Annotated in this window: 13 protein-coding genes and 1 pseudogene; 5 read left to right on the plus strand and 9 right to left on the minus strand. The window is 61.0% G+C overall.

Annotated elements, in window-relative coordinates; translation table 11 throughout:
• Positions 1-37: 37 nt before the first annotated feature.
• The gene (locus tag ASE80_RS13035) at positions 38-1,276 is read right to left on the minus strand and encodes an acyl-CoA dehydrogenase family protein (RefSeq protein ID WP_056859271.1); all 1,239 of its coding nucleotides are present in this window, start codon (positions 1,274-1,276) and stop codon (positions 38-40) included.
• Positions 1,277-1,542: 266 nt separating this feature from the next.
• Here ASE80_RS13035 and sfnG point away from each other — a divergent pair, with 266 nt between their 5' ends.
• Entirely contained in the window at positions 1,543-2,628 is a 1,086-nt protein-coding gene (gene sfnG, locus ASE80_RS13040; protein WP_056859272.1) for a dimethylsulfone monooxygenase SfnG, read from the plus strand.
• Here sfnG and ASE80_RS13045 read toward each other — a convergent pair.
• Positions 2,612-3,712, minus strand: a complete 1,101-nt coding sequence (locus tag ASE80_RS13045; RefSeq protein WP_056859273.1) for a GNAT family N-acetyltransferase/peptidase C39 family protein — start codon at positions 3,710-3,712, stop codon at positions 2,612-2,614. The two genes, sfnG and ASE80_RS13045, sit on opposite strands and share 17 nt — an antisense overlap.
• 94 nt (positions 3,713-3,806) lie before the next feature.
• Between ASE80_RS13045 and ASE80_RS13050 the strand changes: the two genes are divergently transcribed.
• Together ASE80_RS13050 and ASE80_RS13055 are read left to right on the plus strand one after the other, a co-directional pair.
• Complete coding sequence (locus tag ASE80_RS13050; protein ID WP_056859274.1) at positions 3,807-5,393, plus strand: RimK family protein; 1,587 nt, start codon at positions 3,807-3,809, stop codon at positions 5,391-5,393.
• A 6-nt stretch (positions 5,394-5,399) separates the two neighbouring features.
• Positions 5,400-6,338: a magnesium transporter CorA family protein gene (locus ASE80_RS13055; protein ID WP_056859275.1), complete on the plus strand. Its 939-nt coding sequence runs from the start codon at positions 5,400-5,402 to the stop codon at positions 6,336-6,338.
• A 255-nt stretch (positions 6,339-6,593) separates the two neighbouring features.
• Here ASE80_RS13055 and map read toward each other — a convergent pair whose 3' ends face one another.
• Positions 6,594-7,355, minus strand: a complete 762-nt coding sequence (gene map / locus ASE80_RS13060) for a type I methionyl aminopeptidase (RefSeq protein ID WP_056859276.1) — start codon at positions 7,353-7,355, stop codon at positions 6,594-6,596.
• Complete coding sequence (locus tag ASE80_RS13065) at positions 7,355-7,555, minus strand: ParD-like family protein (protein WP_017135045.1); 201 nt, start codon at positions 7,553-7,555, stop codon at positions 7,355-7,357. The genes map and ASE80_RS13065 overlap by 1 nt, the downstream gene beginning before the upstream one ends.
• A gap of 275 nt (positions 7,556-7,830) precedes the next feature.
• On the opposite strand from ASE80_RS13065, the pseudogene ilvA reads away from it, so the two are divergent.
• Both ilvA and ASE80_RS13075 read left to right on the plus strand, forming a co-directional pair.
• Positions 7,831-8,853, plus strand: a pseudogene (gene ilvA, locus ASE80_RS13070) (threonine ammonia-lyase, biosynthetic).
• A gap of 225 nt (positions 8,854-9,078) precedes the next feature.
• Positions 9,079-9,345 (plus strand): DUF1652 domain-containing protein, encoded by a 267-nt coding sequence (locus ASE80_RS13075; protein WP_056859277.1) that lies wholly within the window; start codon positions 9,079-9,081, stop codon positions 9,343-9,345.
• 73 nt (positions 9,346-9,418) lie between these two features.
• On the opposite strand, the gene ASE80_RS13080 is transcribed toward ASE80_RS13075, so the two are convergent.
• From ASE80_RS13080 to ASE80_RS13100, 5 genes are all read right to left on the minus strand, one after another.
• A complete protein-coding gene (locus ASE80_RS13080; protein WP_056859278.1) occupies positions 9,419-9,679 on the minus strand; it encodes a DUF2790 domain-containing protein in 261 nt (86 codons plus the stop codon).
• A 100-nt stretch (positions 9,680-9,779) separates the two neighbouring features.
• A complete protein-coding gene (locus ASE80_RS13085) occupies positions 9,780-10,718 on the minus strand; it encodes a carbohydrate kinase family protein (protein ID WP_056859279.1) in 939 nt (312 codons plus the stop codon).
• 12 nt (positions 10,719-10,730) lie between these two features.
• The gene (gene xylB, locus ASE80_RS13090; RefSeq protein WP_056859280.1) at positions 10,731-12,212 is read right to left on the minus strand and encodes a xylulokinase; all 1,482 of its coding nucleotides are present in this window, start codon (positions 12,210-12,212) and stop codon (positions 10,731-10,733) included.
• An 86-nt stretch (positions 12,213-12,298) separates the two neighbouring features.
• The gene (locus tag ASE80_RS13095; protein ID WP_056859313.1) at positions 12,299-13,780 is read right to left on the minus strand and encodes a mannitol dehydrogenase family protein; all 1,482 of its coding nucleotides are present in this window, start codon (positions 13,778-13,780) and stop codon (positions 12,299-12,301) included.
• 16 nt (positions 13,781-13,796) lie between these two features.
• Positions 13,797-14,900 carry an ABC transporter ATP-binding protein gene (locus tag ASE80_RS13100; protein WP_056859281.1) on the minus strand — a complete coding sequence of 368 codons (1,104 nt, stop codon included), beginning with the start codon at positions 14,898-14,900 and terminating at the stop codon, positions 13,797-13,799.
• Positions 14,901-14,920 lie beyond the last annotated feature (20 nt).

Genomic DNA, 14,920 nt, shown 5'->3' on the forward strand with positions numbered 1-14,920 from the left:
CAGGATGCATGCCCACGCAGAGCGTGGGAACGATCTATTACGCTTTGCCAGGCCCATTCCCGATCTGCCACACAAACGGCGGCTCGGTTCCATTGATCACCCAATCCCCGACAATCCGCGCCTTGTAGATCACCGGATTATGCGACGACACGGTCCGCGCGTTGCGCCAATGGCGATCCAGCGCTTTACCCTGGCGTACATCCGACGCCCCCAGCGCATTGAACAGCTCACTGGTAGCCCGCTGAATCAGCTCCGACACCACCACCTGCGCCGTCGCCGATTCAATTTCGGCAGCCACGTTCGCCTCACGCTCAGCCACCGCATCCCCGGCAAATCGTGCCAGGTAAGCCCGCTGCGCCGGCACCGCAGCTTTCAACGCACTGGCCTCGGCGGCATACACCAGGGCGGCCACTTCACCCACCACTTGCTGAACCTGCGCATCCTGGCTGACATGCGCCGCATTGCCATGGCTGTAGATGCGTTTACGATTGCGCACCTGCTGCGCCACGTCGTTGAGCGCCGCACGGCCGATGCCGGCCAGGCTCGCCAGGAGCACCAATTGGTAAAACGCAGTCTGGTATTTGAAGCGGGTAGCAAAGTCGATCACGTTGTCGGCCTCAACCTCCGCATCGGTAAACCGCGTGGTGCCGCTGCCCGTGGTGCGCTGGCCGAACCCGTCCCAGTCATCACGTTGCACCACGCCAGGCTGGCGCGTGCGGGTGGCGGCGATCACGTCGGCGCCGGTGTCGCTGCGCTGGGCGTACACGTCGATCCAGTCGGAGAAAATGCTTCCGGTGCTGTAGAACTTTTCGCCGTTGAGCTTCCAGTTGTCGCCATCCGGGCTGACCTGAGTGACCACATCGCCGATCGCCACGTTACCGATTTCGGTCCAGGCGCAACCGACGATGTCGCCGTCGACAAACCGCTTGAACCACAGGTCGCGACCCGCGCCGGGTGGTGCGTTCAGGCGGTCCTCGGCAAAGGCGAAGTGCCCGCGCAGCGCCTGGGGCACATTGGAGTCGGCCGCCGCCAGTTCGATCAGCAGCTCAAACAATTGCGGCAGGGACGCGCCGCCGCCGCCGTATTCCACCGGCACCCGCACTGCGCCGAACCCTGCGTGTTTGAGCCACTCAATCGGCTCATAGGGCAGGGCGCGCGCCTGTTCACGCGCCACGGCACCTTCGGCGATGCGCTGGAAGATCGGCCGAAAGCGCGCGGCAAGTGTGGGGTAATCGACGCCGGTGGACAGCGGGTTGATGACATGTTGCTCGGTCATGGGGTACGGCTCCTGGGCAGTGATCAATGCTTAGCGGATTGCACAGTCCGTGCCGGGCGGCGCAGCCCGTATTTGCTGGGGCTGGCGCCAAACTACTGTTGCTCCAGCAACAGTAAATCGACAAATCAAGGCCCTGCGCGACATTCGCCAGCCTGGCAACCACTACTGTGATATGCGCCACAACGCCCATGGGGTGGTGCTTTGATGCTGTCTGGCACGCTTGCTGCTCAAGCCTGGTTACATCCTTTCCTGCGAGGTACTGCCAGATGAGTCAGCAAGCCGTGAAATTTGCCTATTGGGTACCCAACGTCAGCGGTGGGCTGGTGGTCAGCAAGATCGAACAGCGCACGCACTGGGGCATCGACTACAACCGCAAGCTTGCGCAGTTGGCCGAGGCGGCCGGCTTCGAATATGGCCTGACGCAAATTCGCTTTACCGCAGGTTACGGCGCCGACAACCAGCATGAGTCCGTCGCGTTCAGCCATGCGTTGCTGGCGGCGACCACCACGCTCAAGGTGATCGCGGCGATCCTGCCTGGCCCTTGGCAGCCGGCGTTGGCAGCCAAACAACTGGCGACCATCCACCAGCTCACCAACGGGCGCATTGCGGTGAATATCGTCAGTGGCTGGTTCAAGGGCGAATTCCAGGCCATCGGCGAACCCTGGCTGGAACACGACGAGCGTTATCGCCGCTCCGAGGAGTTTATCCGCGCCCTCAAAGGCATCTGGAGCCAGGACGATTTCACTTTCAAGGGCGACTTCTACCGCTTCAACAATTACAGCCTCAAACCCAAGCCACTCGGCCAGCCGGAAGTGTTCCAGGGCGGCAGTTCACGGGCGGCGCGGGACATGGCGGCACGCGTGTCGGACTGGTACTTCACCAACGGCAACACGCCCGAAGGCATCAAGGCCCAGGTTGACGACATTCGCATAAAGGCCGCGGCTAATCACCATTCGGTGAAAGTCGGTGTAAACGCCTTTGTGATCGCCCGCGACACCGAAGAGGAAGCCCGCGCCGTGCTCGCCGAAATCATCGACAAGGCCGACCCCGAGGCGGTGAATGCGTTTGGCGATGCGGCCAAACAGGCGGGCAAGGCCTCACCGGAAGGCGAGGGCAACTGGGCCAAGTCCAGCTTTGAAGACCTGGTGCAATACAACGACGGCTTCAAGACCAACCTGATTGGCACGCCGCAGCAGATCGCCGAGCGCATTGTTGCGCTCAAGGCTGTGGGCGTGGACCTGATACTGGCCGGCTTCCTGCATTTTCAGGAAGAAGTCGAATACTTCGGAAAGCGCGTTCTGCCGCTGGTGCGCGAGCTGGAAGCCAAGGCCGGGGTCAAGCAGGTGGCTTGAACAGCACCACCGCGGCGCGCAATTGTTTGCTGCCAAAACGACACATGCGCTCGAACTCCCCATGGCTGACCGGCAGATGCTGGCAGTCCAGGGGTTGGCGATGCTGGCTGTGATCCACGTCGGGGTCGTGCAGGTAGACGAACTCTGCGTCGCAGTCGGTGACCATCACCCAGTGCGGCGATTTGGAACGGGTGAGGCGGTAGCTGCTGATCAGCACCAGCGGCTGCCCGCCGGCCTGCAATACCTGGGGTAAATCCAGGGCGCCGCCGAGTATCTGTTCGACGTCGCTGCCGGCCAATTCCTCTTCAAACGCTTCGTGCACCAAGCGCATCACGTCCTTTTTGTGCGGGTCGCGCACGCCATCGAGAAACAACGGCCCGCGCACATTCACCTGCATACGCACCCGAAACCCCCGGCGCCAGGCCGCCAACGCCAAGCCTTGCGGGCTGCAGCCGCCGTGGCCTGCGGTCATGAACACGGTGGTGGCTTCACGCCAGATCTGCAGTTCTTCGCGCCGCCCGGCCACGCGCCCAGGCCGCAACGCGCCCATGGCCATCAGCAGGCACGCGGCGCCACAGGTGAAGTCGGTGGTCTGCTGGTAATACGGCACGCTCTGGGGGCGTGCGACCTGGTGCTGGAGGATGCGTTTTTCCAGGCGAATAGCGGCGGTGTGATCTTCGTAATAGTCATTGATCAGCGCAAAGCGGCGATAGCCATTGCGCTCGTACAGCGCCAGGGCACCGGGGTTGTCGGTGCGCACTTCCAGGCGCAGGTAGGCGCAATCATGTTCCAGGGCGCAGGCCTCGATGCGCGTCAGCAATTGCTTGCCCACACCCATGCCGCGCGCGTGTTCGGCGATGGCAATGGAGTACAGGCGCGCCAGCGAGGTGCCGCGATGGAACAACACCAGTGCATAACCGAGCAATTGCGCGTCGTTTTCCGCCACCAGTAACTGGCCATGGGCACGGCTGATCATCCACTGGAAACTGCGCGGCGAGAGCCGGTCGGTGGTGAAACAGTGCTGTTCCAGCGCGACCAATTCGGGCACATCAGCGGGTATTGCAACGCGAAAGGAAAGAGCCATATGACCGCCGTAAAAGTTGCGTAACGAAACGGGACTTCTCTAAAAGATCGTGCTTAATAGAAAAGGTCGAGTTCTCTAAAGCGGATCAAATATTATGTCAGCGGTACAAGGTCATTGGCGTGAAGTATCCGAGCAAAACGTCGCGGCGACAATAACTTCCAGCGGTTATTTATCGGCCGCGAGCAAAGGGGCCAGTCAAGTGGTGATCATTGTCGAGCGCAAGGAAGATTGGGCCTCCTACTTTCCCAGCGAAGACATCGTGACGGCCCAGGAATACCTTGAGCAAACCCGTGAAAGCGAGACGGGCAAGCGTGTGCAGGTCATCAACCTGTGCCGCAGCTACAAGTACCTGGGGCACGGTTACTACTGCTCGTTGCTGGCCGAAGCGCGTGGGCACAAGGTGATTCCGTCGGTGCGCACCATCAGTGAGCTGACTAAAAAGTCGCTGTATGGCTTGTCACTGGACGACCTGGATAAAACCCTCGATAAAGCCCTGAGTCATCACCTTTACAGCAATACCGAAGGTTTTACCCTGACACTTTATTTTGGTCGAACCAATATAGAGCCACTGCAAGAGTTGGCCCGCCAGTTATTTGAAACCTTTCCGTGCCCGATCTTGTTAGTTGAGTTTCGCAAACACAATGGCTGGCACATCGACGGGGTCAAGTCCGGGGTGTTGCACAAGTTGCGCGATGACCAGGAAGACCAGTTCGCCCACGCCCTCGACAACTTCAGCCGCAAGATCTGGCGCCAGCCGCGCTCACGCCGCTTGGCGCGGTATGACCTGGCGATTCTTCACGACCCGCAGGAACAACTGCCGCCTTCCAATGCCCGCGCTCTGGACAACTTTGTGCGGGTCGGCAAGGGCCTGGGCATCGATGTGGAGCTGATCGAACGCAAGGATTATTCACGCCTGGCCGAGTACGACGCCTTGCTGATCCGCGAGACCACCAGTGTCGACAACCACACCTACCGCTTCGCCAAAAAAGCCGAAAGCGAAGGCCTGGTGGTCATGGACGACCCGGCATCGATCCTGCGCTGTACCAACAAGGTCTACCTCACTGACCTGCTCAACAGCCATCAACTGGGCATGCCCGCCACCGAGATTCTCTACAAGGAGCGACCGGAGGACTTCGAACGGGTGGGCGAGCGCCTGGGCTTCCCGTTGGTGTTGAAGATCCCCGACGGCTGCTTCTCGCGCGGCGTGATCAAGGTGGAAAGCCAGGAAGCCCTGCTCAAGGCCACCGCCGAGTTGTTCGAACATTCGGTGCTGTTGCTGGCCCAGGAGTTTTTCTACACCGAGTACGACTGGCGCATTGGCGTGCTAAACCGCAAGCCGATCTTTGCCTGTCAGTACTTCATGTCCAAGGGCCATTGGCAGATTTATAACCACAAGGCCATCGGCCAGGACATCAACGGCGAATGCCGCACCCTGGCGGTCCACGAAGCGCCCAAGGCGGTGGTGGAGCTGGCGGTGAAAACCGCCAACCTGATCGGCGACGGCCTTTATGGCGTCGACCTCAAACAGTCCGGCGACAAAGTGGTGGTGATCGAGGTCAACGACAACCCGAACATGGACGCCGGTATCGAAGATGCCTATCTGCAAGACGACCTGTATGCGCTGGTGCTGGAGGAGTTTGTACGGCGCCTGGAGTTGAAACGCCAGGGCCAGGGCTGGTGACGCGCGATGATCCAGCGTTTTGAACTGGCCGACGGAAAACTGTGCAAGGCGGGCAAGGACGACGCTGCAATCATGCTGTTCAACAACCCGGACGCGGCCGAACGCGAGTGGCTGCGCGAGCAGCACAAGCTCGACGAGCACGCCCTGGCCTCGGCGCTGGACCCGGATGAAGTCTCACGCATCGAGTTTCACCCCGATAACCTGTTCCTTATCTGGAAACGCCCGGAGAATTACTCGGGCGGCGGCAGCCTGATGTTCGAAGTGGCCTCCTGCGGGTTGTTGTTTTCGCCTGGCTGCCTGCTGGTGATCGCCACGGATGACACCCCGTTGTCCGGGCTCGGCGCACGCCGGCCGTTGCATACGCCACTGGATGTGTTGCTTGATCTGCTGCTTAACAACATTCACCACTACCTGGGCCACCTCAAGGTCATCAAGCTGGTGGCGCGCGAGTTGCAGCAACAGTTCAACGCGTCGATGAGCAACCAGCACCTGATGCAGATGTTCAACCTCAGTGAGAGTTTGATCTATTACATCAACGCGCTGCACAGCAATGGCGCGGTGTTGTCGCGGTTGCGCAACCACGCGGAAAAGGAGCATTTCAGCGCCGAAGTGCTGGGCTTGATCGATGACCTGATCATTGAGAACCACCAGTGCTACAAGCAGGCGGAGATCTACTCCAACGTGTTTTCCGGGCTGATCGATGCTCGCGGCAACCTGATGAATAACAGCATGAACAACCTGTTGCGCAAGCTGACGTTGATCAACGTGGTGTTTCTGCCGCTCAACCTGATTGCCAGCGTGGGCGGGATGTCGGAGTTCAGCATGATGACGGCGGGCACGCCGTGGTGGGTGTCGTACCCGTTGTTGATGGTGGCAATGGGGGTGGGGGCGGGGTTGATGGTGTTCGGGCTCAAGCGCATCGCAGGCGGCGCCAGTCGCGCGTGAACCCACTGTAGCTTGTGGGAGCTGACAGGTAAGGTGGCCAAATTCCTCCGTGGCGAGCGGGCTTGCCCCGCGTTGGGCTGCGAAGCAGCCCCAGTAAAGGCACAGGGATTTTTCCTGAAAGAACTCAGCGCCTGTTTTGGGGCTGCTGCGCAGCCCAACGCGGGGCAAGCCCGCTCGCCACAACAGCGCTCCTGTGCAAGCGGTGTGTCAGTGACACACAGTCGATGCTATCGCAGGCAAGCCAGCGCCCACAGGTTATGCGTCGGTGTGCGGTTGCAGTGTCAGCACTTCAAAGCCGTCCGCCGTCACCGCCACGGTGTGTTCCCACTGCGCCGACAGGCTGTTGTCCCTGGTCACCACCGTCCAGCCGTCCTTGAGGTCGCGCACCTTGGCGCTGCCCTGGTTGAGCATCGGCTCAATGGTAAACACCATGCCTTCGCGCAGTTCCAGCCCGGTGCCGGGGCGGCCGAAGTGCAGCACTTGGGGTTCCTCGTGCATCTGCCGGCCGATGCCGTGGCCGCAATACTCACGCACGACGCTGTAGCCGTTGGCTTGCGCATGGCTCTGGATCGCATGGCCGATATCGCCCAGGCGGGCGCCGGGGCGAACCTGGCGAATGCCGGCCCACATGGCTTCGAAGGTCTGTTCTACCAGGCGCCGGGCCTTGGGCGCCACGTTGCCGATCATGTACATCTTGCTGGAGTCAGCGATAAAACCGCCTTTTTCCAGGGTGATGTCAATGTTGATGATGTCGCCGTCTTTCAACACCTCCTTGGCGCTGGGCATGCCATGGCACACCACTTCGTTGATCGAGGTGTTGATGCAAAAGGGGTAGTCGTACTGCCCAAGGCTCGCCGGGCGGGCTTTGAGGTCGTTGCGGATGAAGGCCTCGACGGCGCTGTCCAGCTCCAGGGTCGAGCGCCCGGCAGCGACAAAACCGTCGAGCATGCTGAATACCTGGGCCAGCAGGCGCCCGGATTCGCGCATCACCGCCAGTTGTGCGGGAGTCTTGATCATTAGCCGCGCCCTCGGATCAGGTCGGGTTTGTCCAGCAACAGCTTGTTGATCAGCTCGTTGTAGGGCAGGTGCGGGTTGAGTTCGGCCAGCAGGCCGATCTTGATCCAGAACTCGGCCTGGGCATTGATGGAGCGGTCCATGGCGGCGCTGGCCAGGCGTAGCTGTTCGTGCAATTGGTCGGTGATCTTGACGATGCCCATGGGGTTCACTGTGTTGGATGGATATACAAAGCGTATACGTTTCGTATATCGCTCGTAAACCCCAACCGGCTAAATGGCGACGGGCCATTGACTTGCCCAACCACCGGCGGTTAATTTCGTTGCATGACATTTCCAGCCTTGCGCCGCCAGCCGAGCATTATTATTACCGCCATTCCTCATTTGGCGGGATAGCACACGGCTGCACCCAAACCCGCCCTGGAGGCGGGTTTTGTTTTTCCGACTCCTGGGCAGCACACCCACACCAGGAGACGCCCATGAGTACCCACCGCGCCGCGCAAACCGCCAATACCGGGCTGCTTGAGCACTACGTGAAAAAGATCCTCGCCGCCCCGGTTTACGACGTGGCAGTGCGCACGCCCTTGCAGCCGGCGCCTGCGCTGTCGGCGCTGCTGGGCAACCAGGTGCTGCTCAAGCGGGAAGATTTGCAGCCGACGTTTTCCTTCAAGATCCGTGGCGCCTACAACAAACTGGTGCAACTCGGCGATAAGCAGAAAGCCTGTGGCGTGGTGACCGCCTCGGCGGGTAACCATGCGCAGGGCGTGGCGCTGGCGGCGCGGGAGCTGGGGATCAAGGCCAGCATCGTCATGCCGTGCAGCACGCCGGAATTGAAGGTGCTGGGCGTGCGTTCCCGGGGCGCCGAGGCGGTGCTGCATGGCGAGAGCTTTCCGTTTGCCCTGGCCCACGCGCTGCAATTGGCCGAGGCAACGGGTTGCACCTTTGTTTCGCCGTTCGATGACCCCGATGTGATCGCCGGCCAGGGCACGGTGGCCATGGAAATACTGCGTCAGCAGCAAGGCCCGCTGCACGCGATCTTCGTACCGGTGGGCGGCGGCGGCCTGATCGCCGGAATTGCCGCCTATGTCAAATACCTGCGGCCCGAGGTGCGCATCGTCGGGGTCGAACCCGAGGGCTCGAGTTGCCTGCTGGCGGCCCTGCGCGCCGGTGAAAGAGTGGTGCTGCCCAGTGTCGACGGGTTTGCCGATGGCACTGCCGTGGCGCAGATCGGCGCCTATGGCTTTGAGATCTGCCGCGATTGGGTCGATGAAGTGATCACCGTCAGCAATGACGAATTGTGCAGCGCCATAAAGCTGATCTACGACGATACACGCTCCATCACCGAGCCTTCCGGCGCACTGGCGGTGGCGGGCATTCGCTAGTACGTCAGCCAAAACGGCGTGCGCGGGCAGACCCTGGTGGCGGTGAATTCAGGGGCCAATATCAACTTTGATAGTTTGCGACATGTTGCAGAGAGAGTCGCGGCCCAAGGTGTCATTTAGTGCATAAACGTTTAATCGGCGCGGTTCGACGACGATGCTGGTTACACAAACCGGCTTATATAACGGGTCGCTGCGCTTATGAGGAAAAGTTACAACAAGACCGGATTTTGCCGAGTAGGCTTATTGACTGTAAGCGTCTGCCAAGGTCGGCAAGACGTGGCGGGCCTGCGCCTGCCGGACACACAAAAAAATCTGTTGGCAGTCTCAAGAAAGGAGAGGTTGGCCATGCTTTCGGAACTGGAACTACGCAGCATTATTGAAGGAAGTTTCCTGCCCAAGCGGTGTGAATGCACCAAAGCCGAAGACGCCTCGTTGACGATCAAGGTCTATGACGACCGCGACCGTGACCGGGTAGATTTGGAAGTCAAAGGTATCAACGCGGAAAAACTCGACAGCAGTCGAGCCATTTGCAACCTGATCAGCGGGTTGCGCGAAGACCTCAAGCACACCCAGGCGCCTGCTCAGCAAAGAGTGGCGGGGCGCGTCTACTAGACAGCAAGGTGTTTGGGAGTGATTCACCGACGACCTGTGGGCCTGGTAATCGCCAGGCCCAATACGGTGTGCATCAGTTCTGGAAATCACAGGCTTCGGACATTTTCCGATAGCCCACGTCTTCGATTTTGCCGGCTTTGTCCACGAATTTGATATCGGCATTGATCACCTTGCACGCGTCGGTGTCTTCCTCGTGCATGGCGATCACTTTGTCGATGTTCAAGGGCGTGCCGTATTGATAAGGCACGGGCTTGGCGGCGGTGTCGGCCTGAGCCATGCCCGATACGGCTGCAAGGGCCAGGGTGGCGGTGAATAACAAGGTACGCAGTTTCATGAAGGTGCTCCGCAAGTGAGTTCAATTTCACTCTCGGCTTGCGGGATTAACCATCGATTAATTTTGCCTTGGCTGACAAAACCTTCATGAAACCCAGGCTTCAGCCCACCTGCTGGCGATACGGCAGGTCCGGCCCGGTTTTGCTGCAGGTCAGCGCGGCGGCGCGGATGGCGAAGCCGAGCATGCTGTCGATCTGCGCGCGCGTCAGCTGTTGCAGGCCGTCAATCGAGTCCAGCTGCTGCTCGGTCAGCCAGGCAATCAACGCGGCCTGGAAGGTGTCGCCGGCGCCCACCGTATCGGCCATCACCACCTTGACCGCAGGTTGCGACCAGTTGCCGTGCTGGCGGCTGAATACGGTCGCGCCATCACCGCCACGGGTGAGGAATACCAACTGGCAACGGTGTTGCAACCAGCCTTGCAGCACGCTCTCGGGCGACTGGTCGGGGTAGAGCAGGTGCAGGTCTTCGTCGCTGACCTTGATCAGGTCGGCATGTTTGACCAGTTCGGCCACGCGCTCACGCCACAGCTGGATATCCGGCTGCGGGTTGAGCCGCACATTGGGGTCCAGGCTGATCAGGCGTTTGCCGCTTTCGCGCTTGACCAGGCTCAGCAGGGTGTCGCCAATCGGCTGTACCACCAGCGAAAACGAGCCGATATGCAGGCCACGAATCTCATCGCCCAAGGTCGGCAGATGCTCAAGGGTCAATTGCCGATCAGCGCAGCCTTCGCCGCGAAAGCTGTACTGCGGTGAGCCGTTGGCGCCCACGGCAACCATTGCCAGGGTGGTGGGCGCGGCAAACTCAAGCAGAAACTGCTGGCTGACGCCTTCGTCTTTGAGCACTTGCAGCAAGCGCTGGCCAAGGAAGTCGTTGGACACGCCACCCAACAGCGCGGACTCAATGCCCAGGCGGCGCAAACCCACGGCCACGTTGAACGGCGAACCACCGGCAATGGCCTTGTAATTGACCCTGGAAGCCTGTCCGCTGGCCTCTTCCTCGCTGAAAAAATCAAACAGCGCTTCGCCACACACCAGATACATAGTCGTTCGCTCTTAAAGGGTTGCCACGAGCTGCTGGTAGCGCTCGTAAGCCTGTTGATAGGCACTGACATTGGTCGCCACCGGCAGCGTGCGGCTGCTCGGGTCGACACTGACACATTTGTCGCACAGGCTGGCCAGGGTGTCGCCGGACTGGCTCCAGGCCGCCTGGATCGCCGCGCCCAGGGCGGCGGCTTCGCTTTGTTCGGTACACACCACTTCGGTGTTCATGATATCGGCAACCATCTGCCGCCACACCGGGCTTTTCGAGCCGCCGCCGATCAGGCGGATGCTGTGGCTTTGCAGGCCGGTCTGGCGCAGCAGGTCGAGGCCGTAGCGCAGGCCGAAGGTGGTGCCCTCGACCACCGCGCGACACAGGTTGGCGCGGGTCAGGTTGGTCATGCTCAGCCCGTGCACGCTGCCGGTGGCGTGGGGCAGGGCGGGCACGCGTTCGCCGTTGAGGAACGGCAGCATGCTCACGCCGTCGGCACCAATCGGCGCTTGCTCAACCAGGCTGTTGAAGGCCGCAAGGTCAAGCTCGAACAGCTCGCGAATCACCCCGGTGGCGTTGGTCAGGTTCATGGTGCAGATCAATGGCAACCAACCGCCGCTGGATGAGCAGAAGGTCGCGACCGACGCTTGCGGGCTCACATTCGGCTGATCGGCAAAGGCGTAAACGGTGCCCGACGAACCCAGGCTCATGGTAATCACGCCGGGGGCGATATTGCCGGTGCCGATGGCACCCATCATGTTGTCGCCGCCGCCGCTGGACACCTTGGCATTCGGGTTGATGCCTAAGCGTTCGGCGATTGCCGGCAGGATCGTGCCGACCGTTTGATCTGCAGTAATCAACGCGGGCAGGGCTTTTTCCAGGCGCCCGCTCGGGTCGATGTGTTTCAGTAGCTCTACGTCCCAATCGCGGCTGCGCACGTTGAAGTAGCCGGTGCCCGACGCATCGCCGTATTCCGCCACGGCGCGGCCGGTGAGCCAGTAGTTGAGGTAATCGTGGGGCAGCAGGATATGGGCGGTGCGCGCGAACACGTCCGGGTGTTGTTCGCGGGTCCACAGCAGTTTCGACACGGTATAGCCCGGCGCAATGGCCACGCCAAGACGTTCCAGCGAGCCGCTTTCGCCGCCCAGGTAGGCCAGCAAGCGGTCGTTCTCCGGCGCCGTTTCGGTGTCGCACCAGAGTTTGGCCGGGCGCAGCACTTCACCGTGCTCGTCCAGCAGCACCAGGCCGTGCTGCTGGCCGGAGACGCCGATGCCGAGGATGTCCTGGCCATCGACACCGGCCTGTTGCAGGGCGCGGTGGGTGGCTTCGGTAAAGGCGTCCAGCCATTCCTGAGTGTGCTGTTCGCGGCGGCCATTGGCGCCGCTGATCAACGTATGCGCGGCGGCGCCCAGGCCCAGGACCTTGCCGCTGGACGCGTCAAGGACGATGGCTTTGGTGCCCTGGGTGCCGCAATCGATGCCGAGGTACAGGTTTTGCTGGGTCATGGTGGATTGCTCAGCAGTATTATTCTTGGATTGATAACCCGGTCAAATGTGGGAACTGGTCTGTGTGGGAGCCAGTTCCCACATGTTTAATCGAGTTTCTTCAGCAGTTGCTGCAGGGTTGCGGTGACACCGTGGTCGCGCAAGCTGACAAAGCAACGCTCAAACGCTGCCACAAACTCAGCCGAGTTGGGAATAGCCTTGCCAAAAATCTCTTCCACACCCAGCAGGCGCTGGCTGATCAGCGCATCGTCACTCACCAGTCCCTGGCAGAACTCGGCACGCGGGTCAGGGATCTTGTAACTCACGCCGTTTTCATCAACGCCTTTGAGGTACAGCGCCCAGGCGGCGACTACCAACGCCGCGCGCTCGGTTTCACGCCCATCGGCAATCAAGCGATTGATGGTCGGTACGGTGAACTTGGGAAACTTCGACGAACCATCGGAACACACACGCTCCAACTGGTCAGCAATCGCCTGGTTGGAAAAACGATCCACCAGCGTCTGCTTGTAGTGGGTCAAATCAATGCCCGGCACCGGCGCCAGGTTTGGCGTCACATCCAGGTCCATGTAGGCGCGCATGTAGGCGACGAACACCGGGTCATTCATGGTGTCGTGCACAAACCGATAACCCTTGAGAAAACCCAGGTAGGTGAGGGCCAGGTGGCTGCCGTTGAGCAGGCCGATCTTCATCTCTTCATAAGGCGTGACGTCATCGGTGAACTGCACCCCGACGGTTTCCCATGCCGGGCGGCCGTTAACGAATTTGTCTTCCAGCACCCATTGCACAAATGGCTCGCACACCACTGGCCAGGCGTCGTCGATGCCGTGTTCGTCGTGCAGTTGCAGGCGGTGGGCAGTGCTGGTCATCGGCGTGATGCGGTCGACCATGGCATTCGGGAAGCTCACGTTGGCCTTGATCCAGTCATGCAGCTCGGCGTTGTGCAGGGCGGCAAACGCCAGCAAGGCTTTGCGCGTGACGGCGCCGTTGTGTGGCAGGTTATCGCAGGACATCACGGTAAACGCCGGGGTGCCGGCGGCGCGGCGTTGGGTCAGTGCGGCGCAGATAAACCCGAACACGGTTTTCGGTGCATTGGGATGCGCCAGGTCGTGCTGGATCTGTGGCAGGTGCGCCATGAACTCGCCGTTACTGTCATCGATGCAGTAGCCGCCTTCGGTGATAGTCAGCGAGACAATCCGAATCTCAGGGCTGGCCAGCTTGTCGATCAGCGCCTGGGCGCCGTCTTCGGCCAGCAGCATGTCGCTGATGGCGCCGATTACGCGCACTTCGGTGTCGTCGGTGTCGCCCAGTTCATACAGAGTGAACAGGTAATCCTGGCCGGCCAGGTCGTCGCGTGCCTTGCGGTCCTCGCTGCGCAGGCCGACGCCGCAGATGCTCCAGTCCAGGCCAGTGCCGGTATTCATCAGCGCATCGGTGTAATACGCCTGGTGCGCGCGGTGGAAACCGCCGACGCCGATATGCGCGATGCCCTGGGTGGTGCTCGCAATCGGGTAGGCCGGGATTTTCACCTGCGGCGCCAATTGGGTGAGGTTCTGTTTATTCAGTTTCATCACAAGTCTCGCGAAATCAGGCGGCAGCGCGCAGTGGACGAGCCACGGCCACGCCATCGGTGTCGAACAGATGGCAGTGCGCCGGGTCCAGGTGCAGCTGCAGTGTTTCGCCGTATTGGCTGGCCATGTCGCCACGAATCCGCATGGTCAGCGGCTCGCCGCTGGCGGTGATGACGTGGCAGAAAGTGTCGCTGCCCAGGCGCTCGCCGACGTCGGCGGTGACGGTCAGGGTGGTTTGGCCGGGCGAGGCAATTTCCAGGTGCTCGGGGCGAATGCCCAGGGTCACGGCGCTGCCCACACTCAGGCTGGCGCCGCTCATTGGCAGGCTGATCAGCAGGCCGGCGTCCAGTTGCACGTCGCAGCTTTGACCCTCGACACGGGTCACCTTGCCCTTGAGGAAACCCATTTTTGGCGTCCCCAGAAAGCCCGCCACAAACAGGTTGGCCGGCTGGTGGTACAGCTCCAGCGGCGAGCCGACCTGCTCAACGCGGCCACTGTTGAGGACCACCACCTTGTCGGCCAGGGTCATGGCCTCGACCTGGTCGTGGGTCACGTAAATCATGGTGGCTTGCAGTTCTTTATGCAGGCGCGAGAGTTCCAGACGCATCTGCACGCGCAGGGCGGCGTCGAGGTTGGACAGCGGTTCGTCGAACAGGAAAATCTTCGGGTTACGCACGATTGCACGGCCGATTGCCACGCGCTGACGCTGGCCGCCAGACAGCTGCTTGGGCTTGCGCTCCAGCAACGGGCCGAGTTCGAGAATGCGCGCCGCCTCGCTGACTTTGCTCTCCACCAGCTTCTTGTCGACGCCGGCCAGGTCCAGGGCAAACGACATGTTCTTGCGCACGCTCATGTGCGGGTACAGCGCGTAGGTCTGGAACACCATGGCCAAATCGCGTTTGGCCGGGGTGACTTCGGTGATATCGCGGCCATCCAGCTCGATGGTGCCTTCGGTGACTTCCTCAAGGCCTGCGATCAAACGCAGCAGGGTGGATTTACCGCAGCCCGATGGGCCGACGAACACCACGAACTCCTTGTCGTTCACTTCCAGGTCAATGCCCTTGATGATCGAGAAACCTTCGAAGCCTTTTTGCAAATTCTTGATTTTCAGGTTGGCCATGATGGGCCTCCGCTTGGAAT

Origin of the sequence: Pseudomonas sp. Leaf15 (assembly GCF_001421425.1) — a bacterium.
GTDB classification, from domain to species: domain Bacteria; phylum Pseudomonadota; class Gammaproteobacteria; order Pseudomonadales; family Pseudomonadaceae; genus Aquipseudomonas; species Aquipseudomonas salomonii.

Coding starts and splice junctions, on each gene's coding strand:
- ASE80_RS13035 (WP_056859271.1), bottom strand. CDS start 1,276: ATGACCGAGCAACATGTCATCAACCCGCTGTCCACCGGCGTCGATTAC.
- sfnG (WP_056859272.1), top strand. CDS start 1,543: ATGAGTCAGCAAGCCGTGAAATTTGCCTATTGGGTACCCAACGTCAGC.
- ASE80_RS13045 (WP_056859273.1), bottom strand. CDS start 3,712: ATGGCTCTTTCCTTTCGCGTTGCAATACCCGCTGATGTGCCCGAATTG.
- ASE80_RS13050 (WP_056859274.1), top strand. CDS start 3,807: ATGTCAGCGGTACAAGGTCATTGGCGTGAAGTATCCGAGCAAAACGTC.
- ASE80_RS13055 (WP_056859275.1), top strand. CDS start 5,400: ATGATCCAGCGTTTTGAACTGGCCGACGGAAAACTGTGCAAGGCGGGC.
- map (WP_056859276.1), bottom strand. CDS start 7,355: ATGATCAAGACTCCCGCACAACTGGCGGTGATGCGCGAATCCGGGCGC.
- ASE80_RS13065 (WP_017135045.1), bottom strand. CDS start 7,555: ATGGGCATCGTCAAGATCACCGACCAATTGCACGAACAGCTACGCCTG.
- ASE80_RS13075 (WP_056859277.1), top strand. CDS start 9,079: ATGCTTTCGGAACTGGAACTACGCAGCATTATTGAAGGAAGTTTCCTG.
- ASE80_RS13080 (WP_056859278.1), bottom strand. CDS start 9,679: ATGAAACTGCGTACCTTGTTATTCACCGCCACCCTGGCCCTTGCAGCC.
- ASE80_RS13085 (WP_056859279.1), bottom strand. CDS start 10,718: ATGTATCTGGTGTGTGGCGAAGCGCTGTTTGATTTTTTCAGCGAGGAA.
- xylB (WP_056859280.1), bottom strand. CDS start 12,212: ATGACCCAGCAAAACCTGTACCTCGGCATCGATTGCGGCACCCAGGGC.
- ASE80_RS13095 (WP_056859313.1), bottom strand. CDS start 13,780: ATGAAACTGAATAAACAGAACCTCACCCAATTGGCGCCGCAGGTGAAA.
- ASE80_RS13100 (WP_056859281.1), bottom strand. CDS start 14,900: ATGGCCAACCTGAAAATCAAGAATTTGCAAAAAGGCTTCGAAGGTTTC.